The organism is Spirosoma areae, from assembly GCF_054781775.1.
Genome location: NZ_BAAGTT010000056.1, coordinates 101,628 through 128,543 on the forward strand (window position 1 = coordinate 101,628; position 26,916 = coordinate 128,543).

General features: G+C 48.6%; 27 protein-coding genes. 15 read left to right on the forward strand and 12 right to left on the reverse strand.

Annotated features, from left to right (window positions below):
• Positions 1-132: 132 nt before the first annotated feature.
• Positions 133-1,083, reverse strand: a complete 951-nt coding sequence (locus ACYVI1_RS31980; RefSeq protein ID WP_460915829.1) for a helix-turn-helix domain-containing protein — start codon at positions 1,081-1,083, stop codon at positions 133-135.
• 254 nt (positions 1,084-1,337) lie between these two features.
• On the opposite strand from ACYVI1_RS31980, the gene ACYVI1_RS31985 reads away from it, so the two are divergent.
• The 4 genes from ACYVI1_RS31985 (at position 1,338) to ACYVI1_RS32000 (ending at position 4,082) form a co-directional block, all read left to right on the forward strand.
• Positions 1,338-1,796, forward strand: a complete 459-nt coding sequence (locus tag ACYVI1_RS31985; protein WP_460915831.1) for a cupin domain-containing protein — start codon at positions 1,338-1,340, stop codon at positions 1,794-1,796.
• 38 nt (positions 1,797-1,834) lie between these two features.
• Positions 1,835-2,320 carry a nuclear transport factor 2 family protein gene (locus ACYVI1_RS31990; RefSeq protein WP_460915833.1) on the forward strand — a complete coding sequence of 162 codons (486 nt, stop codon included), beginning with the start codon at positions 1,835-1,837 and terminating at the stop codon, positions 2,318-2,320.
• Positions 2,321-2,334: 14 nt separating this feature from the next.
• The gene (locus ACYVI1_RS31995; RefSeq protein ID WP_460915836.1) at positions 2,335-3,411 is read left to right on the forward strand and encodes an aldo/keto reductase; all 1,077 of its coding nucleotides are present in this window, start codon (positions 2,335-2,337) and stop codon (positions 3,409-3,411) included.
• Between the two features lie 89 nt (positions 3,412-3,500).
• Positions 3,501-4,082 carry an SMP-30/gluconolactonase/LRE family protein gene (locus ACYVI1_RS32000; protein ID WP_460915837.1) on the forward strand — a complete coding sequence of 194 codons (582 nt, stop codon included), beginning with the start codon at positions 3,501-3,503 and terminating at the stop codon, positions 4,080-4,082.
• Between the two features lie 364 nt (positions 4,083-4,446).
• On the opposite strand, the gene ACYVI1_RS32005 is transcribed toward ACYVI1_RS32000, so the two are convergent.
• From ACYVI1_RS32005 to ACYVI1_RS32020, 4 genes are all read right to left on the reverse strand, one after another.
• On the reverse strand, positions 4,447-6,051 hold the full coding sequence (locus ACYVI1_RS32005) for a Na+/H+ antiporter (RefSeq protein ID WP_460915839.1): 1,605 nt from the start codon (positions 6,049-6,051) through the stop codon (positions 4,447-4,449).
• 99 nt (positions 6,052-6,150) lie between these two features.
• Positions 6,151-7,050: a helix-turn-helix domain-containing protein gene (locus tag ACYVI1_RS32010; RefSeq protein ID WP_460915841.1), complete on the reverse strand. Its 900-nt coding sequence runs from the start codon at positions 7,048-7,050 to the stop codon at positions 6,151-6,153.
• A 56-nt stretch (positions 7,051-7,106) separates the two neighbouring features.
• Positions 7,107-7,880 carry a hypothetical protein gene (locus ACYVI1_RS32015; RefSeq protein WP_460915843.1) on the reverse strand — a complete coding sequence of 258 codons (774 nt, stop codon included), beginning with the start codon at positions 7,878-7,880 and terminating at the stop codon, positions 7,107-7,109.
• Between the two features lie 272 nt (positions 7,881-8,152).
• Positions 8,153-9,040 (reverse strand): dienelactone hydrolase family protein, encoded by an 888-nt coding sequence (locus ACYVI1_RS32020; RefSeq protein ID WP_460915992.1) that lies wholly within the window; start codon positions 9,038-9,040, stop codon positions 8,153-8,155.
• A 314-nt stretch (positions 9,041-9,354) separates the two neighbouring features.
• Here ACYVI1_RS32020 and ACYVI1_RS32025 point away from each other — a divergent pair, with 314 nt between their 5' ends.
• The 6 genes from ACYVI1_RS32025 (at position 9,355) to ACYVI1_RS32050 (ending at position 17,952) form a co-directional block, all read left to right on the forward strand.
• Positions 9,355-10,026, forward strand: a complete 672-nt coding sequence (locus tag ACYVI1_RS32025; protein WP_460915845.1) for a response regulator — start codon at positions 9,355-9,357, stop codon at positions 10,024-10,026.
• 95 nt (positions 10,027-10,121) lie between these two features.
• Positions 10,122-11,477, forward strand: a complete 1,356-nt coding sequence (locus tag ACYVI1_RS32030) for a sensor histidine kinase (RefSeq protein WP_460915848.1) — start codon at positions 10,122-10,124, stop codon at positions 11,475-11,477.
• Between the two features lie 276 nt (positions 11,478-11,753).
• Entirely contained in the window at positions 11,754-12,059 is a 306-nt protein-coding gene (locus ACYVI1_RS32035) for a hypothetical protein (RefSeq protein ID WP_460915849.1), read from the forward strand.
• Between the two features lie 37 nt (positions 12,060-12,096).
• Positions 12,097-13,197, forward strand: a complete 1,101-nt coding sequence (locus ACYVI1_RS32040; protein ID WP_460915851.1) for an efflux RND transporter periplasmic adaptor subunit — start codon at positions 12,097-12,099, stop codon at positions 13,195-13,197.
• A 125-nt stretch (positions 13,198-13,322) separates the two neighbouring features.
• Positions 13,323-16,526, forward strand: a complete 3,204-nt coding sequence (locus tag ACYVI1_RS32045; RefSeq protein ID WP_460915852.1) for an efflux RND transporter permease subunit — start codon at positions 13,323-13,325, stop codon at positions 16,524-16,526.
• Positions 16,519-17,952 (forward strand): TolC family protein, encoded by a 1,434-nt coding sequence (locus ACYVI1_RS32050; protein WP_460915854.1) that lies wholly within the window; start codon positions 16,519-16,521, stop codon positions 17,950-17,952. The genes ACYVI1_RS32045 and ACYVI1_RS32050 overlap by 8 nt, the downstream gene beginning before the upstream one ends.
• Here ACYVI1_RS32050 and ACYVI1_RS32055 read toward each other — a convergent pair.
• From ACYVI1_RS32055 to ACYVI1_RS32065, 3 genes are read right to left on the reverse strand one after another with little or no spacing between them, the layout of a single operon-like run.
• Positions 17,915-18,319 carry a hypothetical protein gene (locus ACYVI1_RS32055; protein ID WP_460915856.1) on the reverse strand — a complete coding sequence of 135 codons (405 nt, stop codon included), beginning with the start codon at positions 18,317-18,319 and terminating at the stop codon, positions 17,915-17,917. The two genes, ACYVI1_RS32050 and ACYVI1_RS32055, sit on opposite strands and share 38 nt — an antisense overlap.
• On the reverse strand, positions 18,316-18,516 hold the full coding sequence (locus tag ACYVI1_RS32060) for a hypothetical protein (protein WP_460915857.1): 201 nt from the start codon (positions 18,514-18,516) through the stop codon (positions 18,316-18,318). Before ACYVI1_RS32060 ends, ACYVI1_RS32055 begins: the two co-directional genes overlap by 4 nt.
• Positions 18,517-18,564: 48 nt before the next feature.
• The gene (locus ACYVI1_RS32065) at positions 18,565-18,771 is read right to left on the reverse strand and encodes a hypothetical protein (protein WP_460915859.1); all 207 of its coding nucleotides are present in this window, start codon (positions 18,769-18,771) and stop codon (positions 18,565-18,567) included.
• 146 nt (positions 18,772-18,917) lie between these two features.
• Here ACYVI1_RS32065 and ACYVI1_RS32070 point away from each other — a divergent pair, with 146 nt between their 5' ends.
• From ACYVI1_RS32070 to ACYVI1_RS32090, 5 genes are all read left to right on the forward strand, one after another.
• A complete protein-coding gene (locus tag ACYVI1_RS32070) occupies positions 18,918-19,688 on the forward strand; it encodes an HNH endonuclease (RefSeq protein WP_460915861.1) in 771 nt (256 codons plus the stop codon).
• Positions 19,685-20,011, forward strand: coding sequence for a hypothetical protein (locus tag ACYVI1_RS32075; protein WP_460915862.1), 327 nt, complete (start codon positions 19,685-19,687; stop codon positions 20,009-20,011). The genes ACYVI1_RS32070 and ACYVI1_RS32075 overlap by 4 nt, the downstream gene beginning before the upstream one ends.
• A gap of 364 nt (positions 20,012-20,375) precedes the next feature.
• A complete protein-coding gene (locus ACYVI1_RS32080; RefSeq protein ID WP_460915863.1) occupies positions 20,376-21,428 on the forward strand; it encodes a ribonucleotide-diphosphate reductase subunit beta in 1,053 nt (350 codons plus the stop codon).
• Between the two features lie 353 nt (positions 21,429-21,781).
• Positions 21,782-21,976 (forward strand): DUF2283 domain-containing protein, encoded by a 195-nt coding sequence (locus tag ACYVI1_RS32085; RefSeq protein ID WP_460915865.1) that lies wholly within the window; start codon positions 21,782-21,784, stop codon positions 21,974-21,976.
• A gap of 105 nt (positions 21,977-22,081) precedes the next feature.
• Entirely contained in the window at positions 22,082-22,777 is a 696-nt protein-coding gene (locus ACYVI1_RS32090) for a class I SAM-dependent methyltransferase (RefSeq protein ID WP_460915867.1), read from the forward strand.
• A gap of 52 nt (positions 22,778-22,829) precedes the next feature.
• Here ACYVI1_RS32090 and ACYVI1_RS32095 read toward each other — a convergent pair whose 3' ends face one another.
• The 4 genes from ACYVI1_RS32095 to ACYVI1_RS32110 all read right to left on the reverse strand — a co-directional run bounded on the left by ACYVI1_RS32095 (position 22,830) and on the right by ACYVI1_RS32110 (position 26,897).
• Positions 22,830-24,326, reverse strand: coding sequence for a M48 family metalloprotease (locus ACYVI1_RS32095; RefSeq protein ID WP_460915868.1), 1,497 nt, complete (start codon positions 24,324-24,326; stop codon positions 22,830-22,832).
• Positions 24,327-24,380: 54 nt separating this feature from the next.
• Positions 24,381-25,301 carry a glycosyltransferase family 2 protein gene (locus tag ACYVI1_RS32100; protein WP_460915870.1) on the reverse strand — a complete coding sequence of 307 codons (921 nt, stop codon included), beginning with the start codon at positions 25,299-25,301 and terminating at the stop codon, positions 24,381-24,383.
• A 70-nt stretch (positions 25,302-25,371) separates the two neighbouring features.
• Entirely contained in the window at positions 25,372-25,827 is a 456-nt protein-coding gene (locus tag ACYVI1_RS32105) for a regulatory protein RecX (protein ID WP_460915871.1), read from the reverse strand.
• A 71-nt stretch (positions 25,828-25,898) separates the two neighbouring features.
• Positions 25,899-26,897, reverse strand: a complete 999-nt coding sequence (locus tag ACYVI1_RS32110) for a nucleoside hydrolase (RefSeq protein ID WP_460915872.1) — start codon at positions 26,895-26,897, stop codon at positions 25,899-25,901.
• Positions 26,898-26,916: the final 19 nt, after the last annotated feature.

Genomic DNA, 26,916 nt, shown 5'->3' on the forward strand with positions numbered 1-26,916 from the left:
AGCTAACCTGCTCTGAAATGATTGACGGGCAAAAAACAAGTTTACTGATTCTGCCTGGCAAATTATCCAGAAAATCCTTGCTAACAAACGCAAATGCAACGATTCGCTACGAGCTATCGTCAATGCCCTGCTTTACATCACCAAAACGGGAAGCCGGGCCGACGTATCCGTTCGTTCAGCATCCGCATCGGCGGTCCGACGATATTCATTGGGCGATTGGCCGACCCGTTGTTTAAACGACCGGATAAAATGCTGGGGATATTTGAAACCCAGTTCATAGGCGATTTGACTAACCGATTTACTGTGGTCAAATATTCGTTCTTTGGCTACATCCATCAGCTTCGCCTGAATGTATTCCTGCGCGGTTTTACCGGTTTCTTTTTTAATCAGGTCGCCAAAATAATTGGCCGATAAATTCAATTTATCCGCACAATAAGCGACTGATGGCAACCCAATCGTCTGGGGTTTATCGGTTTGAAAATACGCGTTCAATAACGTCTCAAACCGCTCTAAAATTCCCTCATATACATGGTTGCGGGTAATGAACTGGCGGTCATAAAACCGGACGCAATAATTCAATAGTAGTTCTATAGTGTTGACAATCAGCTTCTTGCTGTGTTTATCAATGGCGTGCTGTAATTCAAAATCAATTTTCGAAAAGCAATCCAGGACCATTTCCCGTTCCCGTTTGGACACATGCAGGGCTTCATTGGATTGATAGCTGAAGAACGTGTAGTCCTGAATATGCCGTCCCAGAGCTGTGCCGTGAATTAAATCAGTATGAAAGACCAGTGCATACCCTTTCGGCTGGTAAATCTCTCCGGTGATGTCAACGTTAATTACCTGTCCGGGTGCTATGAATACCAGCGTTCCTTCCTGATAATCATAGGTACTTTTTCCGTACCGCAAATCACCACAGTTGACCTCTTTTAAAAAGACCGTGTAAAAACCAAAGTACATGTTGGCGGATTGCCGTGGGTTTGCCTTCGACATGTCGATTACACTGACCAACGGATGCATCGTTTCCTTGTTATTGAATACGTTGTAATCACCAATTGTCTCAAATCGTCGCAGGGTATCCATAGGATTACTAATTTATCTACATCTAAATTACTGCTTTTTTCAGCCCTCCAGGGATAGCTGCTCCCAATCAGGAATATTGGTAGTCAAACCCGTAATCTGTATACCATTCAGGCCAGGAAATGGAGAGACCTTTGCCTGACAGTTAAATTGGTGGACGAATGAACGCAGCGACGTAATCAGGAACCCTGGTTGGATTGGTTCTCTGCGTTTCGACAACCCTCACTATCGAGTTGAACTAACACACAACGAAACCTATGAAACGAGTCGTGTATATCACCCTATTGCTGATGGCCGCGCTGACCTGCCAGGCGGTGGCACAGGACAGTACTATCTTTCCCAAAGGTGCAAAATCGCCCGATGGCGTTCATCATGTGGGTAATGTCTGGCTGAATGAGTTAAGTGAACCCGACAGTGTCTTTACGTTTAGCACGGCAATGGCAACCTTTGACCCCGGTGCCCGCTTAGACTGGCACACGCATCCGGCCGGCCAGATTCTGATGATTACGGAAGGTATTGGTTATTACCAGGAGAAAGGTAAGCCTAAACAAACCGTCCGGAAAGGGGAGGTAATCAAATGCCCTCCCGGCATAGAACACTGGCACGGGGCAACCCCTACAAGTGGCTTTGGCTATTTAGCCACTTCACCCACGCATAAAGGAAGAACCATCTGGTTCAAACGGGTAACCGATGAGGAATACGCACGTGAAAAATAATGAACGTAACCAGCAATCGTAAACAGATAAAAATCAGCATGAAAGCCTTACTTCCCGGACTGTGTTTCTTAATCATGGGTGTGCAATCGTCCTTCGCCCAGGCAATTAAAACAAGCGCTGCGGCCTCAAACAGCACGAACGCGGAGCAGGAAATCATCAAGCTCTCGAAAGACAAATGGCGCTGGATGGCCGAGAAAAAAGCAGATACACTGGCGGCTCTCTTTCACGAAAAGGCAGTTTTTGTCCACATGGGTGGCTCCTGGGGAAAAGACCAGGAAGTCAATAGTATCAGGTCTGGCGGTATTCACTATAAGAAAGCGGATATCCAGAAAGTGTCGGTGAATATCATCGGAACAACAGCCATACTCCTGAATAAAATCACCCTGTTGGCAGTTGTGGGCGGCAATGAGGTCACTAATCCGTTCGAGGTTACGGAAGTGTATGTGAAAGAGGGCAGCAACTGGAAATTAGGCTCGCTCTCGTTCACCCGGCTGCTTTCAACTATTCAACCCGAAAAGCATTAGCGCCCCCAATACCCATGCAGCATACGAATAATCCCAAAGCGAATACGGATTTAAACCGGCGCAACGTACTTAAGGCCGGATTGGCACTGGCAGGTGGGGCCTTGTTAGCCCCTGAAGCGAAAGCACTTCGGGATACCGTCTCATGGAGGCAGCACGCGTCGCCTGCTCCGAACGCCATTCGGGACAAGCGCAAGCTTGGTACACTGGAAGTTTCCAGCGTTGGTCTTGGTGTGCAGAATATGCATCGTACCTATCAAACGACGATCCCCTACAGGCCCGAAATGGTCAAAATCATCAGGAAAGCGTTCGATAGTGGTGTCACCTTATTCGATACGGCAGAAGCCTACGACCCCTTCGAATGCGAGCGGATTCTGGGTGAAAGCATTGCACCTTTCAGAAACAAAATTGTGATCGAAACAAAGTACGGCTGGAACATCGACCAAAAAACCGGTCAGCGTCTGCCGGGCCTGAACAGCCGTCCTGAACACATTAAAGAGGTCGTTGAAGGCATGCTGAAACGTCTCCGCACCGACCGCATTGATCTACTATATCAACATCGTGTCGATCCAGCGGTTCCCATCGAAGACGTTATTGGGGCCATCAACGATCTCATTAAAGAAGGGAAAGTGTTGCATTACGGACTTTCTGAACCCGGACCACAAACCGTAAAACGAGCACATGCCATTCATCCGGTTACGGCTATTCAGAACGAATATTCGCTTCTATGGCGAGGGCCGGAAGAGGTCATCCTTCCACTCTGCCAGGAACTGGGCATCGGCTTTGTTTGCTGGAGCCCACTTGGCGTAGGTTTTCTGACCGGAGCCATCGACTCAAGTACCCGGTTCGCGCCCGGCGACATTCGCGGCATTGAAGAACGGTTCTCCCCTGAGAATCTACCCAACAACCTGGCACTCGTGAACCTGGTAAAAAGCTGGGCTGCACAAAAACAAGCTACTCCCGCTCAAATTTCGCTGGCATGGCTTCTGGCGCAGAAACCGTGGATCGTGCCAATTCCAGGCACAACACAAATGGCGCACATGCTGGAAAACGTTGGCGCAGTTCAATCAGGAATTATCGACTATTTCGATTAAGGGTTTGCGTCTGCCACAAGCTGTTTTAAATTTCTCTGACGTTGAAGCGCCAAGTAAGAAATAAAAGCTTAATCCTAAATTCTATTACTATGGAAAAGTTATTGTTGTTAGCAATCGCGGTGCTGACGTGCTCACCAGTATTTGCTCAACACAGTCTCGAGAAATTATGGGAGTCCGATTCGGTCACATTAAAAGGGCCGGAGTCGGTATTATTTGATTCAAAATCAAATTCACTCTATTTGTCCAGCATGGGTTCGGGTGCTGTGGTGCGAATGGGTCCTGATGGCAGGGTTATCAAAAATGACTGGGTAACCGGTCTTGATTCCAACAAGGGGTCGGCTTTGTTTAGCGGTTTATTTTATACAGCCGAAACATCAGCGATTGCTGTTATCGATGTTAACAACGCATCAATTATAAAACGCATTCCGATTGAAGGGGCTGTCATGTTAAATGATTTAGCGGTGGATTCGAAAGGAGTTGTTTATGTAAGCGACACGCAAACAGGCAAGGTATACAGGATTGAAGGTGACAAACCCACCCTTTATCTCGAAAACATCTCAGGCGCAAATGGTTTGTTGACAGTTAATACCGACTTATACGTAGCGGGATCGACCACTTTTCAAAAAGTAAATGCCAATAAAGAGATCACAAAAATTGCAGACGGTTTCTAAAGCGGACTCGATGGCATTGTGATGGTCGCTGAGAATGAATTTATTATTAGCAACTACAAGGGTATTTTATACTATGTGAAGGTTGACGGAACAAAGCAATTGTTGTTGGATAGTCGTGCCAATCGAATAATGGCAAACGATATTAGTTACGACAGCAAAACAAAAACGCTTTACGTACCCTCATTTGGCACGAATCGTATTAGTGCATATAAAGTAAAATAAGGTTTTTATGAAGTAAAAGCCATCGACGGTTTCAAAAAATAGTTGACGGTTGCCCCAACATGGACGAAAATAGGACCAGCACTTCCGTGATTTCATTGATGCTTAGGCCTGCATCCAATCCGCCAGCCAAAGCCGGTGCTGGTTATTCCTCAACCAGCTTCTCCCGAACCTTATATTCGTCCAGGTCAATAAAAGCAAGGTATTTCCGGATCAATTCTTCATCGTACTCAGCCCGGTGGTTCAGCTCGTTCAGCGCGCTTCGCTGCCGCCCTAACAGGCTCAGATACGTCCGTTGATAGCCAGGCCGGGCATTTCCAGCTATATTGATCATTTCTCCTTCTGCCTGATTGAGCAGACGTAGATCAAGTTGCAGACGTTCGTGCAGATTGGCGATATGTTCGTTGGAAAGTGCCTCATGACCAGCCTCCTCCAGAAACTGAAGTGAGGCCCGTATAATCGTCTCCTGAATGAGTCGCTCCTGCTGTGGTTCCGGTATAGCGGTGTGCCTATCCTCCATCTTTAGGCTCCGAATCAGCCAGGGAAGGGTTAATCCCTGAAATACTAAAGTCACCAGAATAACGATGAACGTGATGAAGAGAATCAGGTTGCGGTGGGGAAACGGCTGGCCCGCCCCGATGAGTAAGGGTATCGACAGCGCAGCAGCCAGCGATACCACCCCGCGCATACCGGCCCAGCCCAAAATCAGGGGGCCTTTCCATTCCGGGTTCGCATCGGCCACGGTGATGAACCGACTTATGAACCGGGTGAAGAAGGCAGCGCCGTAGGTACAAAGTAGTCGGGTTAGCATCAGCACCAACGAAATGGCTATCCCATACCCGATGGCACTGCTCAAACTGACCGTGCCAAGTTGCCGAACGATAGGGGGCAGTTGCAGACCAATAAGCAGAAAAACCAACCCATTCAGCACAAAGACTAAGTTGGTCCATACGTTGACGCCCTGAATTCGACTCACATACGTCAGCAGGCGTTGGCGCTGCGTGGATAAAAACAACCCCCCGCTGACGACGGCCAGCACCCCCGAAAAATGAAAATGCTCCGCCCCGTAATACATGCAGTACGGCGTCACCAGCGTGAGCACGATTTCGATAGAGGGGGTGGTGGGGAGCCAGCGGTGAATGCCATAGAAAATGGCGCCCACCAGCAGGCCAATTCCGATGCCCATGAAAACGACTAAGCCAAAACTGGTAGCGGCCTGTTGAAAATCAAACTGCCCGGTCACCACAGTGGCTAAGGCAAACCGAAACACGATCAGCGACGACGCGTCGTTGAGCAGGCTCTCGCCCTCGGCGATGCTGACCAATGACTTGGGTACGTTTACCTGCCGCATGATGGTCGTTGCCGAAATGGCATCGGGCGGAGAGATGATGCCGCCCAACAAAAAGCCCAGGGCCAGGGTGAAGCCCGGAATGAGGGCATTAGAAGCCAGGGCAATCACGCACGACGTGATGATGACAATAGGAAACGCAAAGCTGGTAATCACCCGTCGCCAGCGCCAGAATTCCTTCCAGGAGACTTGCCAGGCAGCTTCATAGAGCAGTGGGGGCAGGAACAGAAAGAAGACCAGTTCCGGGTTGATGGTAATGTTGGAAAATTGGCCCGACAAACTGAGCGCCAGCCCACCCACGACCAGCACAATCGGGTAGGCTAACCGGAGCCGATTGGCCAGCATGACCAGCGCCAGAATAATCAGGATCAGATAAACGTATTCGATCAGTAAGCTTTGCATGAAGTGAATATGACAAAAAATAATGAAAGCCCAACTATGGGCTTTCACGGGGGCACGTCTTCATAAATGGACTAAACAGGCAAATTTATTCTACGAATTTCAACCCTTCCTGAATTTCATTGGGCTTCGCTGCATATGTTTCTTAAAGAAGTTGTTGAAATGCGTTACCTCCGTAAAGCCTAAAGCGTAGGCAACTTCTGAAACGCTCCAGGCGCTGTGTTTGAGCAGGATTTTTGACTCCTGTAACACTCGCTCGGCAATGAGTTGGGAGGTTGTCTTGCGGGTCGTTTCCCTGATCGCCCGGTTCAGGTGGTTTACGTGGACGTTTAGCTGGGTGGCAAAATCGGAGGGTGAGCGAACGTTTATTTTCTGGTGGTTGTCATCAATTGGGAACTGACGCTCCAGAAGCTCTGAAAACAGTGTAGCAATGCGTTGCGATGCGTTGATGGGCTGTTTATCGAATGTTGATAACGGCTGTATTTTCAGGGCGAAATGCAACAGTTCAAAAACAAGGTTTCGCAAAACGTCGTACTTGTGAATATAATCTGAGTTGATCTCCTCAACCATACGCTCGTAAACCTTCTCGATTTGGCTCACCTGCTCGTCCGACAGTTCGAAAATGTGGTTGCCATTGGGCTGGAAAACCGAATACTGATTCAGGTTGCCGAACTGATGAAAAAAGTGCTGATTGAAAATACAGAAGAATCCTCTCCGAATACTATCTGTGTGCTCCCACTTATAGGGCAGTTGTGGATTAGAAAACGATAATGCCTGCTTCTGTACAGCAACTACCTTATCGGCGTAATGGACCTGGCTACCCCCAACGCTCAGCATGATTTTGTAAAAATCACGCCGTTTATAGGGAACGGGCTTCGCTCGGTCGCCCACGAAGGGGTCTAACGGAAACACGTTGAAATGCCCGATTTCGTTCCGGATCGTATCGGGCATCCAATCCAGTTTCCTGTTATAAAATTCTTCGATTGACTCGACCATATCCATGCTGTAAACGTACAATTTTCAAACAGAATCGGGCCTAAATTGACAGGAAACCTTAGCTACATTCGGGCATAATTTTTCGTAAACGAGTACACTAACGTTGCATTCCAGACAAAATCTTTACTGGCCGTAATAGTTGTGTGAATGGTTTTATTACCAATGGCCGAGAGAGAAAGCGGAAAATTTCGCTTTGTTAGTGTAACCGTCGAATTAACATAAAATCCGTCCTGCTCATCTAATTTCAGGTAGTAGACTTGCGGATTACTCCGCAGGAAAAATTGATTGGAGAGTTTGATGTTTGACAAACTACTGTTGACGGTCAGAAAATGCGTGTTCTTGGTGGCGCCCTGATCAAAGCCATGCGAATACAGGTAGTACATGCCGACGCTGATGGTTTTGGTCAGGAAATAATTGGGAGCCAGTTCTCCAGCCAGATAGCGTCGCGTCACGAGCACGTCATGAACATCCCCATTAATGGCCATAAATGTGGTTTTGAAATTAAGGGCAGGATGCGCCCCAATCGTAACGCGAAGCTTATTTGCATGTAGCAGTTTGTAGCGCCACCAAAACAGGAAAGACCAGGGTTTTCCGTCCAGTGAAAATCGAAATTGCGGTTCAAAACTGAGTTTTCGGCCTCCCACTGACAGATCGAATATAGCCGCCGGTTCGCCCAGTGAAAACGTGGGTATCAGGGATATTCCGTTATTGGTAACGCTGACAGCCCCTCCAAAATGACCGATATACCTGCTGCTATCGGTCGTCTGCGAAAAAGAAAGATGAGCGATAGTCAGCAGAATAAACAGGGGTAATACTTTACTGTAATTCGGTTTCATCAACGTGTTTGCTTAGTGTCTCCGTAGCAAAAGTAGCTGATGGTCAACCGCTTATTTAACGAATTTCAAAGCAATACTTACGAAAATCAAACAGCATTTCAATACATAAGCGGCCGTCGGGCAAGTACAACCGTCGAAGCTTACTGCGGAACATGGTTAGTTAATTCATACCGACCGCTGCTAAAGAACGGCGGTCGGTATGAATGGAGGCTTATGATAAAAATAAGGCTATTGACAGACACCTCCTGTTACGCCCTGGATGGCTCTCTTGGTTACGTCAATTTCGCCTTGAAAAAGTCAATGGTACGTTTCCAGGCCAGTTCGGCGGCTGCTTTATCATACCGAGGGGTCGTATCGTTATGAAAGCCATGATTGGCATTGGCATACACATAAGCCGTGTAGTCTTTATTATTCTGTTTTAAAGCGGCTTCATAGGCTGGCCAACCCGCATTGACGCCTTTATCCAGCTCACCATAATGCAACAGGAGAGGAGCCTTTATTTTTGGAACATCTTCGCTGGCTGGCTGACCGCCATAAAACGGAACGGATGCCGCTAAATCGGGGATGTGCACGGCCATCATGTTGGCAATCCACCCCCCAAAGCAAAAACCGACAACACCAATTTTCCCATTAGCGGCTTTATGCGTTTTTAGATAGTCATTGGCGGCTATAAAATCTTCCAGCATTTCATTCCTGTCCCGTTTGCTTTGCAGCGCGCGGCCCTCATCGTCAGTACCCGGATAGCCGCCCAGGGGGGTTAGCGCATCCGGGGCAATCGAAATAAAGCCAGCCAGAGCCGCTCGCCTGGCTACATCGGCAATGTGGGGATTTAACCCCCGGTTTTCGTGTACAACAACAATGCCGCCGAGTTTCGTTTTCGCATCCGCTGGCATCGACACCAGGGCTTTGATGGTGCCGCCCCCTTTTGGAGAGGGGTAATTGACGTAGTCTGATTTTAAGCGAGGATCATCGGCTTTAATTTGGATAGCGCCATTGTAATCGGGCATGAGAAAGCCCATCAGTGATGCCACGGTAAGGCCGCCCACCGCATAGGCAGACAGTTTCTGCACAAACTCACGCCGATCGACCCGGTTGTGGGCATAGTCATCATAAAGGTCAAACACTTCCTGTTTGATATCTTCTTTTTTGATTTCGTTCATGTTCGTCTGAATATGTAGTTGCCTAAATTTACTTAATTTCAGGTCACCGGAATTTATTTTCATAAAAACAGGGGCCGATTAGGCAAACAGGGGGTCGAACCGGCCCCCAGAACACCAATGGCTTCATGAAGCGGCTGGTTAATCTACTAAAACAATAGGTTAGCCAGTGATCATAGACTACCCTGCCCGAAAACTAATCCTGCGTATCTTTGCTTCGCTTGACGAGTCCGGCTGACCTGGCTCACCGGCAAAGCAAAGGCCGGAAACGTAAGCCAATACCAATGTAACGCACTCATTCACCAATAGCTGTGTTCATGAAAATCCTTTTGGTTGAAGACGAAGAGCGGCTGGCCTCGTTTATCCGAAAAGGTATGTCGGCCGAAGGCTACGAAGTTGAAATAGCTTACGATGGACGTATCGGCCTGTCGCTGTTTCGCCGGGATGTTTACGATATTATCCTGCTGGATGTCAATCTGCCACAGATGAACGGCTTCGAGTTGTGCCGGTTGATTCGGTCAGAAAATGAGGCCGTACCCGTGCTGATGCTGACCGCGCTGGACAGCCTGGCCGACAAGTCGGATGGCTTCAACGCCGGGGCTGATGACTACTTAGCTAAACCGTTTGAATTTCAGGAATTGCTTTTGCGCGTTAGGGCATTGACCCGCCGGAACGGCTCCAGGCAGAAGCAGGTACTCCGGCTGGCCGATCTGGAATTGAACTTAGATGGCAAAACCGTGACGCGGGCTGGCAAACGCATCGACCTGACCACCCGCGAATACGCTTTGATCGAATACCTGATGCTCAATAAGGGAAAAATTATTTCGCGGGTGGATATCAGCGAGCGGGTCTGGAGCCTGAATTTCGATAGCAGCACCAACATTATTGACGTGTATATCAGCTACTTACGCAAGAAAATTGACAAAGATTTTTCGCCTAAGCTGCTGCACACTATCGTTGGCATGGGGTATGTTCTGCGGGAAGGCTGAACTAGACAGGATAAAGGCTGTATGAACGATAAGCTGACCGTAGCCGTGCATACTTCATACAGCCTTTATCCTACACCACGCTTACAAACCCAATTATGCTCATTCGGAATCGCCTGACGATCATTTTCACGTTGCTGGCTACGGCCATCCAACTCACCCTGTCGATACTGGTGTGGTACTTCTATTCGCTGTACCGACAGGAGGAATTCTACAGTCGGCTGGAGTCGAAAGCCCGCGTGGCCGGACGGGTCCTGATTTCCCGGCGGCATTTGCACGATGACTTCTTTAAGAACATGGTGCGTACCGACCTGCTCACCATCGTGGAGGAGCAGATCAGCATTTACGATGACCAGCACAATCTGGTCTTTACGAACCGAACCCTGAAAGAATCGGATTATTATAAAGAAAAGATACCGCTGCTGGCCACCGAATCCTTATTCGAATTCAAAAATGGTCACCTTGAGTCCATTGTGATTCCGTACCGGGACCGGGGGCAACTGTTTTACATTTTTGCCTCCGGCTATGACCGGATCGGCTTTGCTAAACTGAGTGCACTGCAACAGATCCTGCTGCTGGCTAATCTGCTGGGCTTTACCCTGATTGTGCTGGCCGGCTGGTATTTCTCGGGGCGGGTGCTGCAGCCCATCTCCCAGATTGTGGATGAAGTAGAGCAGATCACCGCTACACATCTGGATAAACGGGTGAATGAAGGGAATCGCCGGGATGAAATCGCTCAACTCGCCATGACGTTCAACCAGATGCTGTTTCGGCTGGAAGATGCGTTTGTTTCCCAACGCAGCTTTGTGGCCCATGCATCCCACGAACTACGCACTCCGCTCACCAACATGCTGGGTACGCTGGAAACCTCCCTACGCTACGACCAGAACCCCGCCGACTGGCACGACAGTATGGAAATCGCCGTTGATGAGCTAAAAAAAGTGATTGCCTTAACCAACGGACTGCTGGGTTTAGCCAAAGTCACCGACGGAACCGTTGCCCTGACGGCCGTTCAGGTGGACGATTGCCTGCTTACCGCCATTGGACAGGTGCAGGCTAAATATCCGGGGCGGAGCCTGCCGCTTCGATTTATAACGGCTGAGGAAGAATCGTTTACGGTAAAAGGCAACGCGACGCTGCTGACGACGGCTTTTTTGAATGTGCTGGATAACGCCTGCAAATACTCCACCGAAGCGGTTTCCATACGGCTAAAAGTCAACAAAGAACAGGTTATCGTGACGGTGGTGGACCAGGGGCGCGGCATTGCCGAAGCCGATGCCCCGCACATACTTGATCCGCTTTACCGGGGGAAAAATTCGGATGGCGTGCCTGGCTATGGGATTGGTCTGGCCCTAACGCAGAAAATTATAGACCTGCACCAGGGGAGCATCCAGATTACTTCCGACGTAGACCAGGGGACTTCCGTTGCTATTCGTTTGCCCAGTCAGGCGTAAATATGCCAGCCTCGGCTCCTACCCCGGTTCTGCTTCGGGCTACTCAATTCGGGTAAATACTACTTACAGGCTGTTGCTGTGTTTTACCGTGTGTCAGGCGGGAGAAGAAACAAATTAGCTATTTAAGATAATAAATATAATTATTTTAATAGAAAAATACTAATAGACTTCATGCTTTCACTATAAGTTGAATCTTTCTAATACATTCTAATTTCCTTCTCACGTCGTTTTAATGTTACAGAGCTTGCTTTGCATCCGTTAAGACGGATACAAGTAATGCGACGCCGGTATTTTCCTTCGATTTTGCTCTATGGCTTTGGGCTGGCCCTGGCGCTTTCTCTGGCGTTCAATGGATTTCTGCTGTCTAAGCAAAGCCGTCAGCGAAGCATCTATGACGATGAGTCAGGCAGTTCAGTCCACGCGGTGAACGACGGACTTTGGCAGCGGCAACTTTCCGATTGCCAGCAAGTCAACCCATCGAAAGACAGCCGCGTCGTTGGTTCGGCTGATTCATCAACTGGGCAAATGCCCCGCCCACTGCCGGGCCAGGTCGTCACCGTTCAGCATACCCCTTCTAACTAATCCTTTTAACCTTACAACAACTCCTTACTGTTTAGTTATGCCACGTAAGATTGATTTAAACCGAGTTTTCCTGCTTTCAAGCTTATGTGCCTTGCTGAGCAATGTCGGCTGTTCATCAAAAGCAGAAGAAAAAGCAGAAGTAGTCGAGTATCAGGTAACCAGCCCGTTGAAGAGGGATACAACGGTTACCAAAGACTACGTGTGTCAAATTCATTCAATCCAGCACATTGAACTGAGGGCTTTGGAGAAAGGCTACCTGCAAAAGATTTATGTGGACGAAGGGCAGCACGTGAAACAGGGGCAGCTTATGTTCCAGATAATGCCCGTGATTTACAATGCGGAGCTGCAAAAATCACAGGCCGAAGCCAACTACGTGGGTATCGAGTACCAGAACACCAAACAATTAGCCGACAGCAACATCGTCTCAAAGAATGAACTGGCACTGGCTAAGGCCAAGTTCGATAAGGTAAAGGCCGATGTATCGCTGGCCCAGACGCACCTACAGTTCACCACGATCAAAGCACCCTTCAGCGGCATTATGGACCACTTCCAGGTCCGGCTGGGAAGCTTAGTCGATGAGGGCGATCTGCTGACGACGCTATCCGACAACAGCAAGATGTGGGTGTATTTCAACGTACCGGAAGCAGAATACCTGGATTTTAAAACCCACGCCGATCAGGACAATATAAAGCACGTCAATTTAATGATGGCGAACAATCAACTGTTCGACCAGCCGGGTGTTGTGCAAACCATCGAAGCTGATTTCAACAATGAAACCGGAAATATTGCGTTCCGGGCCACCTTCCCGAATCCGAAAGGGCTCCTGCGCCACGGCGAAACGGGTAATGTTCGCATGACCATACCGCTTAAGAATGCCCTGATTATCCCGCAGAAAGCCACCTTTGAAGTGCTCGAAAAGAAATATGTCTACGTAGTGGATAAAGACAACAAGATTCGCTCACGGGAAATTACCATAGCCGCAGAGATGCCCTACATCTTCGTGGTCAAAACTGGCCTGAATAAAGAGGACAGGATCCTGTTGGAAGGCCTGCGTCAGGTACGGGAAAACGAAAAAATACACGCCAAGTTCGTGCAGCCTAACGCTGTCATTTCTCATTTAGATCTATACGCCGAGTAAGGAAATGCACAATGGATAATGCAGAATGAATAGTGAATACCCGGCTGTATAGCAGAGATTTAGTTGTTCATTTTACATCATTCATTACTCATTATTCATTACTCATTATCCATTCAATAGAAGACATGTTTTCTAAATTCATACGCCGACCGGTATTCGCTATTGTCATATCGGTCATGATCGTCTTTATAGGTGTTCTGGCGATCACGAAGCTGCCCATTTCTCAATTCCCGGACATTGCGCCCACAACGGTCAATATATTTATTGCTTATCCCGGATCCAGTGCCGATGTCCTGGTGAAATCCACGCTGATTACGCTGGAACAGGCGATCAACGGGGTCCAGGATATGCGCTATATCGCGACCGATGCCACCAGCGCGGGTGAGGCTACCCTCCGAATTATATTTGAACCCGGTACGGACCCGAATGATGCCGTTATTCGGGTAAAAACCAGGGTGGACCAGGTGATGCCGCTCCTGCCCGAACTGGTGCAGCGGGAAGGGGTAATTATTACGCCTATCCAACCCAGTATGTTGATGTATGTCAACCTTTATTCTAAGGAAAAGAGTATTGACGAAAAATTCTTATTCAACTACGCCACGGTTAAAATGATCCCTGAAATACAGCGGACCAAAGGGGTCGCCAGGGCGCAGATATTGGGTAGCCGGCGGTATGCCATGCGCGTTTGGCTAAACCCCGACCGGATGCGGGCCTATAGCATCTCCGTTGAGGAAGTCATGAAGGCCCTGGGGGAGCAAAGTATCATTGGCCGACCCGGCCGGCTCGGTCAAAGTTCCGGTATCGCGGCCCAGTCGCTTGAATATGTGCTTACCTACAAGGGACGGTATAACAAGCCAGAGGAATATGAAGGGATTATTATCCGGGCCAATTCGGAAGGCGAAAGCATCCACCTGAGAGACATAGCCCACGTTGAACTGGGCAGTGAGTTCTTTGATATCTACTCCAACCTCGACGGCCAGCCTTCGGCCGCCATTGTGTTGCGGCAAAACTACGGCAGCAATGCCAGTGAGGTTATTGCCGAGGTAAAAGCGAAGCTTGACGCCATGAAAGCCTCCTTTCCGCCGGGGATGGACTATAAAATCAGCTACGATGTCTCTCAATTTCTGGATGCGTCGATTGAACAGGTAACGCATACGCTGCGGGACGCGTTTCTGCTTGTTGCGCTGGTTGTTTTCATCTTCCTGGGCGACTGGCGTTCTACCCTGATACCGATTCTGGCGGTTCCGGTATCCCTAATCGGCGCGTTTTTCGTGATGCAGCTTTTTGGCCTTTCCATCAATCTGATCACGCTCTTTGCCTTAGTATTGGCCATCGGTATTGTGGTCGATAACGCGATTGTGGTGGTCGAGGCTGTCCATGCCAAGTTTGAAGAAGATCCGCATATAACGCCTTATAATGCGGTTAAAAAGGTACTGGGTGAGATTAGCGGAGCCATTATCGCCATTACGCTGGTGATGGTAGCGGTGTTCGTGCCCATTTCGTTTATGTCGGGGCCGGTCGGTACCTTTTACCGGCAGTTCTCTATCACGATGGCCAGCTCCATTGTGATTTCGGGCCTGATCGCCCTGACGCTTACCCCCGTTTTGTGTGCCATGTTGTTGAAAAACCATCATGGCCATGCCCGAAAGAAAAACCTGCTGACTCGCGCGCTCGATAGTTTCAACCGGGGTTTCGATAAACTGACCGGACGGTATGTGGGCCTGTTACGGTTAATCGTCAGCCGACGGGTCGTAACGTTCGGCATATTGATAGCCTTCTGTCTGGGAACAGTCTACGTGAATAAGGTGCTGCCGGCCGGGTTTATTCCGAACGAAGACCAGAGTACGATTTATGCCATTATCCAGACGCCACCGGGGTCTACCTTAGAAAAAACGAACCAGGTTTCTCAGCGGCTTCAGAAAATTTGTAAAGAAGTTGAGGGCGTGGAAACGGTATCCTCATTAGCCGGTTACGAGATTATGACCGAAGGCCGGGGGTCCAACGCCGGTACGTGTCTGATTAACCTGAAAAACTGGTCGGACCGCGACAAGAACGTGAAGGAAATCATGGAAGAGTTAGAGGAGAAATCGAAGGGGCTTGGGGCTACCATCGAATTCTTTGAACCACCAGCCATTCCAGGATTTGGTACGTCAGGCGGTTTTTCGATGCGCCTGCTGGATAAAACAACCGATACGGACTACCGGGAGTTTGACAAAATCAACAAGGAATTCATGGACAATCTGGGCAAGCGTAAAGAGCTTACGGGCTTGTTTACCTTCTTTGCCGCGAATTATCCGCAATACGAACTGGAGATCAACAATAACTTAGCCATGCAAAAAGGCGTATCCATCGGGAAAGCGATGGATAACCTGAATATCATGATTGGCAGTACCTACGAACAGGGGTTTATTAAGTTTAATCAGTTTTTCAAAGTGTACGTGCAGTCCGATCCCAGTTTCCGGAGGCTGCCATCCGATATTTTAAAGCTGTTTGTCAAAAACGATGCGGGTGAAATGGTGCCCTATTCGGCCTTCATGACGCTGAAGAAAGGCCAGGGTCCCAACGAAATCACCCGGTTCAATTTATACAATTCAGCCGCCATTCAGGGCCAGCCCGCGAAGGGCTATACCACGGCAGAGGCCATCGCTGCCATCCGGGAGGTGGCTGGCAAAACGCTGCCAAGAGGGTACGATATTGCGTTTGAAGGGCTGTCCTACGATGAATCGATCCGGGGGAATGAGGCTCTGTATGTGTTCCTGATTGTCCTGGCCTTTGTCTATTTTGTGCTGGCCGCTCAGTACGAAAGTTTTATCATCCCCTTCGCCGTAGTCTTATCGCTGCCTGTGGGGGTCTTTGGCACATTTCTACTGCTCAAGCTGATGGGGTTGGAGAACAACATCTACGCCCAGATCGGCCTCATCATGCTGGTCGGCTTGTTGGGTAAAAATGCTGTACTGATCGTCGAATTTGCCGTTCAGAAGCGGCAGCAGGGCGAAACCATTCTGAACGCAGCCATTGAAGGGGCCAGGGTTCGTTTCCGGCCTATCCTGATGACCTCCTTCGCCTTTGTAGCTGGCTTAATCCCGTTGATTGGTGCCACGGGTGCCGGGGCTATCGGTAACCGGACCATTGGTGCTTCGGCCCTGGGTGGTATGTTATTCGGCACCATTTTCGGGGTTATTATCATTCCCGGATTGTACTACATATTTGGCAGCCTGGCCGATGGCCGCAGCATGATTAAGGGTGAAGAAGATGATTCGTTAACCGACAATCTGGTTCATTCAATAGACCTTTTCCCCCAACCTGAAGAAAGTGAAGTCAATGACTAATAAACGAACTATGAATTGGGTAGGGATAGTGCTCATAACCCTATTTCCTATCGGTTGCACTGTACCGCGCTTAGTGCAAAAAACCGAGAACAGGAATGTCCCTGCGAGTTATAACAGCTCGCAGGATTCTACCAATTCGGCAAAAACTACCTGGAAGCAGTACTTCACGGATCCCTACCTGGCGGCCCTGATTGATACGGCTTTGTATCACAATCAGGAACTCAATATTACGTTACAGGAGATTCAGATTTCTAATAACGAAATACTGGCCAGGCAAGGTGACTATTTACCGTTCGTTACATTGGGCGGGGGCGCTGGCGTCGAAAAAGTATCCCGCTACACCAGCAAGGGGGCGAGTGATGAGGTGTCGGAGATTAAACCCGGCAAACCAACGCCATCTGTTTTACCCAACACGTATATAGGAGCCTTTGCCAGTTGGGAAGTAGATATTTGGCGCAAACTACGCAATGCCAGGAAAGCGGCAGTTGCTGGTTACCTGGCGTCTGTTGAAGGCAAAAACTTCCAGATTACTAACCTGGTAGCCGAAATTGCCACTTCGTATTATGAGCTGATGGCGCTTGATAATCAACTGGATATTATCCGGCAGAATATCGATATTCTGACCAATGCGCTCAGAATAATAAAGCAGGAGAAAGAAGCCGCCAAAGTGACCGAACTGGCGGTACGCCGTTTTGAGGCCGAAGTATTTAAAACACAAAGTCTTCAGTACGAAATTCAGCAGAAGATCGTCGAAATGGAAAACCGGATTAACTTCTTACTGGGTCGATTTCCGCAACCTGTGCAGCGAAATTCTCAGAATTTTAGTGCCTTGACCCCTACTACCATGCTGGCCGGTGTTCCATCACAGTTAGTAGAGAATCGCCCGGATGTCCGACAAGCGGAATTGAGGCTGGAAGCTGCCAAACTGGATGTGACCGTAGCGAGAGCCAATTTTTACCCTTCGTTACGTCTTACAGGCGCGTTGGGCGTGATGTCGTACAACCCTATTTATTTGGCAACGATTCCAGAATCGATATTTGCGTCGTTGTTAGGCGATTTAGTTGGACCATTAGTTAATAAAAACGCGATCACGGCCACCTATAAAAGTGCCAATGCCAGGCAGATACAGGCCGTTTATGATTATGAGCGAACGGTGCTGAAAGCGTATATCGAGGTTGCCAATCAGTTGGCAAACATCACGAACCTGGGCCAAAAATATACGATGAAGGCCAATCAGGTGCAGGCGCTTACCCAGTCGACTACTATATCGCTCAAGTTATTCACCTCTGCCAGAGCTGATTATATGGAAGTGCTGCTAACTCAGCGTGACGTATTGGAAGCGAGAATAGAGCTTATTGAAACCCGAATGCAACAACTGAATGCCCAAATCAATACGTACCGGGCATTGGGTGGCGGTTGGAAGTAGCTATCACAAATGTGCTGATTGACACCAGAATAGACACCGCATCATACCGAAATACGAACCGCCGAACATCCTCGCCAACAGGGGCCAGCCGAACCTGCGCGGTTAGTTCGCGGTACGCACCATTAATTGGGTGCTGGCTTTCCTGGATGGCCAGCGTACCGACCGATACAGTCCAGCTTCGCCCGTCAGGACTTTGGGGACGAATGTGTTCCGTCAGGTAGGCCCGCAATTGGGGACCAAGCCGGGCGAGCAGGGGGCCGCGTTGGACTCCGCTGGACGAATCGTTGATGGCATGACTGAAAGCCGCCTGTAATTCGCTGAGGGGAATCTGCACCTCGGCGTCAATTCGGTCACCGGTGCTGCTCACGCCAGACTGAGTATACCTAAGAAAGTTATATAATAGTTGCCATATCCGTAGGTCGAGCCACCGTTGGCAGCTAAATAATCATCGGCGGCCAGACTCCCTTCCATTTCATGGTAGCCCTCGTTGGCTACGCCCTGGACCAGCACAGCAGCTAATATGGCTTTGGCGGCTGCCAGTTGTGTGGTGTTGAGGGCTCCCAAATTGATACCGACGCGCTTAGTCTGGGTCCGTGCCTGCGGCAGATTCGATTAGCTGACGGCATCCGTTTTGGCGTATGCCAACTGCACCGTTGCCACCTGCGTGGCAGTTAACCTGGCTGAAAAAGTGGCCGAGCCACAGGAAAGGACGGAAACGGCTGCCGAAGCAGTCGTGTCGTTTTTCTGACAGGAAACAATCGTCAAAATGCTGGTCAGCAAGGCGACGAGACTAAACATGAACGATCTACGCATTCGCATACAGACTATTGGTTTTTACTTAATCAGTACGCAGGAAACTTGCTTGTTGTTGCGTTCAGACTGGATACGTATAGAACCTCTTTAAGTAACTGGCGGATGGCTGCAATTTCCACTGCTACCCAACTACAAAATCGTTATTTTCGTGCATGTCACGAACCGACCTCTGGACCCGCAAAGAACTAATCGTAGTCTTCAATCTATATTTGAAACTTCCGTTTGGGAAATTAGATAAACGCACAAAAGAAGTCCAGGATTTGGCTCATATAATCGGACGAACAGATAATGCGGTTTCTATGCGTCTCAACAACTTTGCTCATGTTGACCCATACCACCAGGGAAGAGGTATCGTAGGCTTGAAAAATGGGATTAGACAAGTACAGCCCATTTGGGACGAGTTCATCACTAATCAAGAGGATTTAGTTTTTGAAAGCGAACGCATTCTGGCTGACTACCAGCACAAAACAATTGAAGAGGTTTACTCCGAAATTGAATTTGACCTGAAAGATTTGAAAGGAGAAGTCAGAATAAGAGCGGTGAAAACACGGGTGAATCAAAGTATTTTCCGGCAGATGGTTTTAAAAACCTATCAAAATCACTGTGCTATCTCTGGTATTGATTTGCCAGAGTTATTAGTTGCCGGGCATATTGTGCCGTGGGCCGCAAACGAGCATGAACGACTGAATCCAGAGAATGGAATTTGTTTATCAAACTTATACGACCGGACTTACGAAAAAGGGTTGATTTGCATCGATACGGATTACAAAATCCTTATATCAAAGCGCCTGAAAACACAGGCATCTAAAGAGTTCTATCAGAATTTTTTTGGACGTTTTGAATATAAATCCATTCGAGTGCCAAAGACGTACCAGCCAAGGAAGGAATTTTTAGAGTACAGACTAAATCAATTTGAACCATGATTTACGGAACCCTAACCAATCTCGTTTATGCAGAGGATAAATCGCCCGAACCAAAAGTTGGTGATGGCGCTACGCTGATTTGTTGGTCTGATCGTCGCGCTTATACAATCGTTGACGTAAAGAAAACGTACATTATTACCACCCGTGATAAAGTCGAGCGGACAGATCGAAATTATCAAAAAGGACCACAAGAATACTCGTATCAAACTGATTCTGAAGCAGTACCTGAGCGGGCTAATCTCCGTAAAGATGGTCACTATTACATTGGAGGTCAGGCGTTAAAAATCGGCTATCGTAACGAGTATGAAGATCCAAATTTCTGACAACACAGTTCTAAAGCTACCAAGAAGGCCATAGGAAAAACTTTACAGATTTCGTATCAACGTATTTATTGAACATAGATTCAACCCGATTTAGATGATTGTCTATCAGAAACTCTGTTTGAGTTTATCCCACACCTCAACTATACTATTCCAAGAACTTCACAAACTAATCATAGCCTAATAGCCTGATTTCATATACTTTATATACTCTCGTCATTTGTCTATTACCGGGTATCCAGTGCGGTCATCTTGCAGAAGCGGGCAGAACGGTTAATTTTGTTAATCTGATTTTACGTAGTCGTTATCTGCCCGGCCAGTCGCTTCGACTCGGCTTCTTCACATAATAAAGTGCACCCCTGACAGTATGATACAGCATGATGTAATTGAACCGATTTTAGAAGAAGACAAAGGCCGCTTTGTTCTGTTTCCGATTAAGCACTGGGACATTTGGGAATACTATAAAACGCACGAAGCCAGTTTCTGGACCGCCGAGGAAATCGACCTCGGTCAGGATATGAAAGACTGGAACAGCCTCAATGATGGCGAACGGCACTTCATTTCGCATGTGCTGGCGTTCTTTGCCGCATCGGATGGGATCGTGAACGAGAACCTGGCCGTTAATTTCCTGTCGGAAGTGCAGTATGCTGAAGCCAAATGTTTCTATGGCTTTCAGGTCATGATGGAGAATATCCACTCCGAAACCTACTCGCTGCTGATTGACACCTACATTAAAGACCCTACCGAAAAAGACCGGCTGCTCAACGCCATCGACACCATTCCGTGCGTGCAGAAAAAAGCGGAGTGGGCCTTGCGCTGGATCGACAACGGTTCGTTTGCCGAACGGCTGATTGCGTTTGCCGTTGTGGAGGGCATCTTCTTTTCGGGTTCATTTTGTTCTATTTACTGGCTCAAAAAACGGGGCATGATGCCGGGCCTGACGTTCTCCAATGAACTGATCTCGCGCGATGAAGGGCTGCACCGCGATTTTGCCTGTATGCTCTATACCGACCATATCCAAAACAAACTTCCTGAGTCGCAGATTTACGACATTATCCGCAATGCCGTCGAAATTGAGCAGGAGTTTGTGGCCGATGCCCTGCCCGTGTCGCTTATTGGCATGAACGCCGAGTTGATGAAGCAATACATCGCGTTTGTGGCCGACCACCTGCTCATCACACTCGGCTTACAAAAGATTTACAACGTGACGAACCCGTTCGATTTCATGGATATGATTTCGTTGCAGGGCAAAACCAACTTCTTCGAGAAGCGTGTGGGCGAATACCAGCGGGGCGAAGTAATGGCCAAGTTCAAGGCCATGAAAGCAGCCGCCCTGCAACCACAGGATGCCGGAAATTCAACAACACTGGTTGCCGTGGTCGAAGAGCCTAAAGGCATCACGTTCGACGCTGATTTTTAATTATACTAGTTGGGTTTCTCCAGCCATTAGATGGCTGGAGATTTTTTTTATCGATAAATATTAAATTACCATTTATTGTACTATTTGATACTAAAAAGCTAACAATGAATTATATTTTATCGAATCATGTAAAACAACGGGCTGAAGAGCGTGGAATCTCTACTGAAATTATTAATCAAATCATGAATTCTCCTCGCAGATAGTTGACGAAGAAGAACCTGGGCAAAAGGTTTATCAATCCTTCATAGCTTTCGCCGAAAAAAAGACGTACTTAGTTCGAGTATTTGTTAATACAGCCGAAGAACCAAATGTTGTTAAATCAGTTTATAGAACATCGAAGGTAGATAAGTACTATGAAGGTGAAATATGATCGTGATGTAGATATCCTGTATATACGAATAAACGATTCGCAGATTGAGGAGAGCGACGAGGATCGGCCGGGTATGGTAATTGATTATGACGCTGATGGCCTGATCGTTGGCATTGAAATTATGAATGCATCGAAACGCATGGCACAGCCTGATAGGGTTGAATTAGAAATTGCCTGATAAGGACGAAAAAGAGTATATTATATAGAAAAGTCCCGCGCAGTGCCGGGACTTTTCTATTTTTGGGCTGTGTCAACCTTATTTTACCACCACTCGATCTCCTGAATGAACCGATTAGACGTTATCCAGGCACTGATGCGCCAAAAGAACCTTAAAAATTACCTCGAAATTGGGGTTGAGAATGGCCATATCTTCTTCCGTATCAAAAGCGCGTTTAAAATCGCGGTCGACCCGAAGTTTATCTTCGACGCCACCCGCCGGTTCGGGAAGGCTATCCTTAACCCGTATAACCTGAACAATCAGTATTTTGAGAAAACCAGCGATGATTTTTTCGCGCAGGATGCCCAACGGGTGTTTTCAGCCAAAAAACTTCAGTTGGCGCTAATCGATGGAATGCATCACTATCAGTTTGCCCTGCGCGATGTGGAGAATACGCTCAACTACATGAGCGACGAAGGTGTAATTATTATGCACGACTGCAATCCGCAAACCGTTGGCGCTGCCGGGCGGTTCGAGGACTGGGAAGTTGGCGAGTGGAACGGCGATGTCTGGCGAACCATCATTCACCTCCGCAGTCAACGCCCGGACCTGAATGTGTTTGTGCTCGACTGCGACCAGGGCCTGGGCATTGTTACCCGGAAAAAAACCGGGTCAGCGACAACCGACTCAGGGCTGAATTTCACACCTGATCAAATCGAAGCACTAACCTACGATGGCTTAGTCCAAAACCGGGAAAAATGGCTTGATTTGAAACCAGCGAGTTATTTCTACGACTATTTTGGCGTGAAAGCCAGCCTGTAATGCACCTTTAGGGCTACGAAATTGTCTTTTTTGCCTTTCTCAACGATAGTCTCTAACGCTCAATAACTTTAACCGCTGCACCCCGCGCAATTCGGTCGTCGGCCTTTTGGCCGTTTAGTACGCCGAGTTCCTCTACACGGCTGGCGGGCATGCCCAAAGCGGTCATTACGTCACGGAATGAACCATCACGGGGAGCGCTTTTCACCTGAATACGTTCCGGTTTGCGGTTGAGTTTGTCGGGATCGGTGAGTGAGCGGAAATTGCCTGCTACCTGCTTGAATGTACTGAAGGAACTGTTAAAATCGGCGGCACTGGACAGCCCGTGCAGAGCATAAACGGCGTTGTTGTATTGAATGAGCCAGGTACCAATCTGGAGCGTCGTTTTAGGGTCCTGTTGCTGCTGTTGCTGTTGGGGCTGACCCTGCCCCTGCTGTTGTTGCTGCTGTTGCTGCTGCGAAATGAGCACATAGGCCGGATTGCCATTGATGGTCGTTTTGCTATTCTCCAGCACGTTCAAACTTAATTCTTTCACTAAGTTCTGGGCGGCTTCATCCAGGGAACTTCCCCTGGCAAGCATCAGAATCATAGCCATCTTCCCATTTTTATCAGCCATCTGAAACTGGCTCGGTGAGTTCTGGGATTGCCAGCCGCTGGGTACCGGAAACTGAAAACGCAGTTCGGGATGGTAAAACTGCCCGTTTTCAACAAAGCCCTGCTTAGGGTCTTCGCCATACATAAGCCCATCAATCAGCCGCAGGTATGGGTCGCGAACCACCTGATACGTAGCGGGATGTTGTGCCTGGTACTCTTTGGCCAGTTCATGCACCCGGCTATAGCGGTTGCCAGGGTCGGGGTGAGTCGACATAAACTGCGGCACAGCCTGCCCCGAATTCTCCGAAATACGTTTGAGTGTATTAAAAAAGTCAGCCATCTGGTTAGCATCGTAGCCAATTTTACTGGAATACTCGACGCCAAGTTTATCGGATTCTGACTCGTGGTCGCGGCTGTATTTAAGAGACAAGAGGCCCAATCCCTGCTGGAGGGCCTCAATGTTTTGCCCAACGACCTGAGGGGCAAGAACTGCTCCGCCAATGAGGGCAATTGTACTGAGCAACTGGCTTTTCTGGGAGCGGGCTGCATGTTTAGCGGTAATGTGGCCAATCTCATGACCCAGCACTCCGGCAAACTCGGCTTCGTTGTTGAAGTGAGCCAGAATACCCCGTGTGAAATAAACATAGCCGCCCGGCACAGCAAACGCATTGACAATGGGCGAGTCGACGATGTAAAACTGATAAGGCAGATCGGGCCGGTGCGAAATTTTGGCCATGGCTTTCCCTTTTTCGTTCATGAACGCCAGAAGGTTTTTGTCTTCATATAGCCCCATAGTAGCTACCACAGAGGGGTGTGATTCCTTTCCTATGGCAATTTCCTGCTCAGTCGACATCAGGCTTATTTCGCGCTTGCCGGTGACGGGATTACGGGCGCAGGCCAACAAACCAACCAATGTACTAAATACAACAAGGCGGGTAAGTGAAGAATATATATTCATAGTGATGAGAATGGCTAATGGTTCTCTGTAGAAACTGGCAGGCTTACAAATAGTTTAATCGCTGATTGTTTGCCGATACCGCAAACTTTCGCGCATTGGACTACCGCGCCCAATAAACCACGCCAGGCGGCCATAAACCGGATCCCGACGGAACTTGCGCCCATTTTTGATAAAATAATAAGCCCCAAACAACACCCGCTCCAGCCACGAATGGTATTTGCGGAAGTAATGAAAGAGCGAGATATAGTACTCTTTCTCGATGTCATAGCTGCGAATGGTGCTCTGACCCGTAAAATGTACGTACTCGGCCTGTGGCACTAAATAGGTGTGATAGCCTGCCAACAGCAGCCGTTTGGCCAAATCTTCTTCTTCGACATAAAGAAAATGAGCGACATCGAAGCCACCAACCCGATTAAACCCCGATGCCCGCACAAATAAGGTGCTGCCCATCACGAACGGCACCCGAAGCGGCTCAGTATACGCCTGTCGGACGGGTGGATAAAGGGCCGGATTGAGCATCCGAACAAAGCCGTGACCGAGGAGTTTGCTGCCGAGTGTGGGCAAATAACCAAACGTTATCTGGCGCGACCCATCGCCCGCAAACATCTGTGCGCCACACAAACCCGCATCGGGGGTAGCCTCCATAAACGCGGCCAACTGGCTGCATACATCCGTTCGCAGGACGCTATCGTTATTCAGAAAGTAGTAATACTCAGCGGCCGGGTCAGCGAATTGCACGCCAAGCATGTTGCCGCCCGAAAATCCGAGGTTTATCCGACTACGAATCAGCCGGACATTCGGCATGTTGGCAATCGGTTTTAAGGCCTCATACTCCGCAGCAACCGAGTTATTATCGACAATTAGTATCTCGTAATCAACAGCGTTTGTTTTTTCAACAATCGACGCAACACAGTCGAAGGTGAACTGATGCGAGTTATAGTTGATAAGAATTACGGAAACTTTTCGTGGATTCATGCCCACAAAGAACCGGGAATTGGCGGGCGAAAGCAAGAGTAGGGCGGCCGGTTCGCCGTTGCTCACCACCCTATTCCTCACCCAGAACCGAAAAAATCAATTCTGACTCGTATCCCTTGCTGAGGGCGTAGCGGACAAGTTTTTGTTTGACAACCAATGGATTATCGTCGCGGAGGGTGCGTCGTTTTTTGGCCAGTAAATCGGAAAGTGTGTCTCGGTAGTCAGTTGGGGCGATTTCCTTCATGGCCTGATCGAGGTTATAGCCTGAAATGCCGCGCTGCTGTAAATGCTGCTTTATTTTGCGCTTTCCCCAGCCCTTCACCCGAAATTTTCCACCGGCAAAGCTCTTCGCAAAGCGTTCTTCGTTGAGGTAATTCTGCTGAATAAGCTCGGCAATAACCTCCTCGGCATCGTCGCCCAAAACACCCCATTCTTTCAGCCGGTCACGAACTCCCTGCTGCGTTCGTTCCTGATAGGCACAAAACATAGCGGCTTTCCGAAGGGCCTCTTTTACTACATCTGTCATAGTAGTATAACAAAAGCATAGCCCGAAACAATCAATTCGGGGCTATGCTTTTCAGTTTATTTTCCCACGTTTTACCTTTTAGGCTGATGTTGCATTAGGCTGTTAATCAACGCTTCTACCTGCGAAACGGGCATTTTTACCACTAAATACTGGTGTCCTTTTCCAGCATTATCCCAGCCATTGGCGCCATCCGCGCTTAGGGTGAGCCGCCCGGATTTAACCGTGTAGTATGGTGCGTATCCCCGAACGCCTGCCAGCACGGCGGTTTGGTCCCAGCTCATGCGCCCCTTAGCATCTTCCTTCGCTTTAGGAATCGAAATCGCAAATACGTCTTTCACAGGGCTGTTGCGGATGGCTTTATTTTGGGTCAGGGGCAAGCCGGAATGAATTTTCTCGCCTATTTCAAATCCACTCATCAAAATGGGCGTTGGCCAACCAGCAAAAACAAGTGTTGAGGCAGGCGTATCTCTGTGCACATTGTACTCACGGCCACCCGGAAATTTACCGGCCATGCTCACCAGATTTTTCACTTTCTGAGTAACCAACGCTTTGCCTGACAATTTGGAGTATTGATCGGGGGTGGAATTCAGCAGATTAGCAAGGTTTGTCAGAAAACCAACGGTAATGATGGTTACGCTATGGTCCGGCTGTTTAGCCAGAATCTGGCGGTAGAGCGCAACGGCGTCGGGCACATCGTTGTTTGACCGGATGCGGTGCGGATAGCGGGCCGTAATCGTGTCCGACCAGTGCTGCGTGTCTTTATCGCTCACCGCTTTTCCTTTCGGAACCCCAATGGGAATGCCCGGACGCCTGAAATACGTATTCAATACACTCAATACCTGCGCTACTTTGGGGTAGTTGGTGCTGGCTATTGTAGCCAGAATGTTGGCCTGACCTTCGTCGGCAAAAGCGTGGAGCAGCGTGATGGCCCCCACATCATCGTAGTCGGGTCCCATATCGGTATCGAAAATAATGGGAACGGCAACTTTTTTTCTGGCCGATTGTCCAGAAACCGAACCGATTGTCAGTGCCAGCAGCACACCAGCTAAAAGTAAGTACCTTTGAGTCATACGCTATACGAGATTTACA

Excerpts from the sequence above, each read along its gene's own strand:
- ACYVI1_RS32080 (WP_460915863.1), top strand. The coding sequence starts at position 20,376 with ATGATACAGCATGATGTAATTGAACCGATTTTAGAAGAAGACAAAGGC.
- ACYVI1_RS32035 (WP_460915849.1), top strand. The coding sequence starts at position 11,754 with ATGCGACGCCGGTATTTTCCTTCGATTTTGCTCTATGGCTTTGGGCTG.
- ACYVI1_RS32100 (WP_460915870.1), bottom strand. The coding sequence starts at position 25,301 with ATGAATCCACGAAAAGTTTCCGTAATTCTTATCAACTATAACTCGCAT.
- ACYVI1_RS32005 (WP_460915839.1), bottom strand. The coding sequence starts at position 6,051 with ATGCAAAGCTTACTGATCGAATACGTTTATCTGATCCTGATTATTCTG.
- ACYVI1_RS32025 (WP_460915845.1), top strand. The coding sequence starts at position 9,355 with ATGAAAATCCTTTTGGTTGAAGACGAAGAGCGGCTGGCCTCGTTTATC.
- ACYVI1_RS32085 (WP_460915865.1), top strand. The coding sequence starts at position 21,782 with ATGAAGGTGAAATATGATCGTGATGTAGATATCCTGTATATACGAATA.
- ACYVI1_RS32105 (WP_460915871.1), bottom strand. The coding sequence starts at position 25,827 with ATGACAGATGTAGTAAAAGAGGCCCTTCGGAAAGCCGCTATGTTTTGT.
- ACYVI1_RS32040 (WP_460915851.1), top strand. The coding sequence starts at position 12,097 with ATGCCACGTAAGATTGATTTAAACCGAGTTTTCCTGCTTTCAAGCTTA.
- ACYVI1_RS32065 (WP_460915859.1), bottom strand. The coding sequence starts at position 18,771 with ATGCGAATGCGTAGATCGTTCATGTTTAGTCTCGTCGCCTTGCTGACC.
- ACYVI1_RS31980 (WP_460915829.1), bottom strand. The coding sequence starts at position 1,083 with ATGGATACCCTGCGACGATTTGAGACAATTGGTGATTACAACGTATTC.
- ACYVI1_RS31990 (WP_460915833.1), top strand. The coding sequence starts at position 1,835 with ATGAAAGCCTTACTTCCCGGACTGTGTTTCTTAATCATGGGTGTGCAA.
- ACYVI1_RS32090 (WP_460915867.1), top strand. The coding sequence starts at position 22,082 with ATGAACCGATTAGACGTTATCCAGGCACTGATGCGCCAAAAGAACCTT.
- ACYVI1_RS32030 (WP_460915848.1), top strand. The coding sequence starts at position 10,122 with ATGCTCATTCGGAATCGCCTGACGATCATTTTCACGTTGCTGGCTACG.
- ACYVI1_RS32050 (WP_460915854.1), top strand. The coding sequence starts at position 16,519 with ATGACTAATAAACGAACTATGAATTGGGTAGGGATAGTGCTCATAACC.
- ACYVI1_RS31995 (WP_460915836.1), top strand. The coding sequence starts at position 2,335 with ATGCAGCATACGAATAATCCCAAAGCGAATACGGATTTAAACCGGCGC.
- ACYVI1_RS32015 (WP_460915843.1), bottom strand. The coding sequence starts at position 7,880 with ATGAAACCGAATTACAGTAAAGTATTACCCCTGTTTATTCTGCTGACT.
- ACYVI1_RS32095 (WP_460915868.1), bottom strand. The coding sequence starts at position 24,326 with ATGAATATATATTCTTCACTTACCCGCCTTGTTGTATTTAGTACATTG.
- ACYVI1_RS32020 (WP_460915992.1), bottom strand. The coding sequence starts at position 9,040 with ATGAACGAAATCAAAAAAGAAGATATCAAACAGGAAGTGTTTGACCTT.
- ACYVI1_RS32070 (WP_460915861.1), top strand. The coding sequence starts at position 18,918 with ATGTCACGAACCGACCTCTGGACCCGCAAAGAACTAATCGTAGTCTTC.
- ACYVI1_RS32075 (WP_460915862.1), top strand. The coding sequence starts at position 19,685 with ATGATTTACGGAACCCTAACCAATCTCGTTTATGCAGAGGATAAATCG.
- ACYVI1_RS32000 (WP_460915837.1), top strand. The coding sequence starts at position 3,501 with ATGGAAAAGTTATTGTTGTTAGCAATCGCGGTGCTGACGTGCTCACCA.
- ACYVI1_RS32010 (WP_460915841.1), bottom strand. The coding sequence starts at position 7,050 with ATGGATATGGTCGAGTCAATCGAAGAATTTTATAACAGGAAACTGGAT.
- ACYVI1_RS32110 (WP_460915872.1), bottom strand. The coding sequence starts at position 26,897 with ATGACTCAAAGGTACTTACTTTTAGCTGGTGTGCTGCTGGCACTGACA.
- ACYVI1_RS31985 (WP_460915831.1), top strand. The coding sequence starts at position 1,338 with ATGAAACGAGTCGTGTATATCACCCTATTGCTGATGGCCGCGCTGACC.
- ACYVI1_RS32045 (WP_460915852.1), top strand. The coding sequence starts at position 13,323 with ATGTTTTCTAAATTCATACGCCGACCGGTATTCGCTATTGTCATATCG.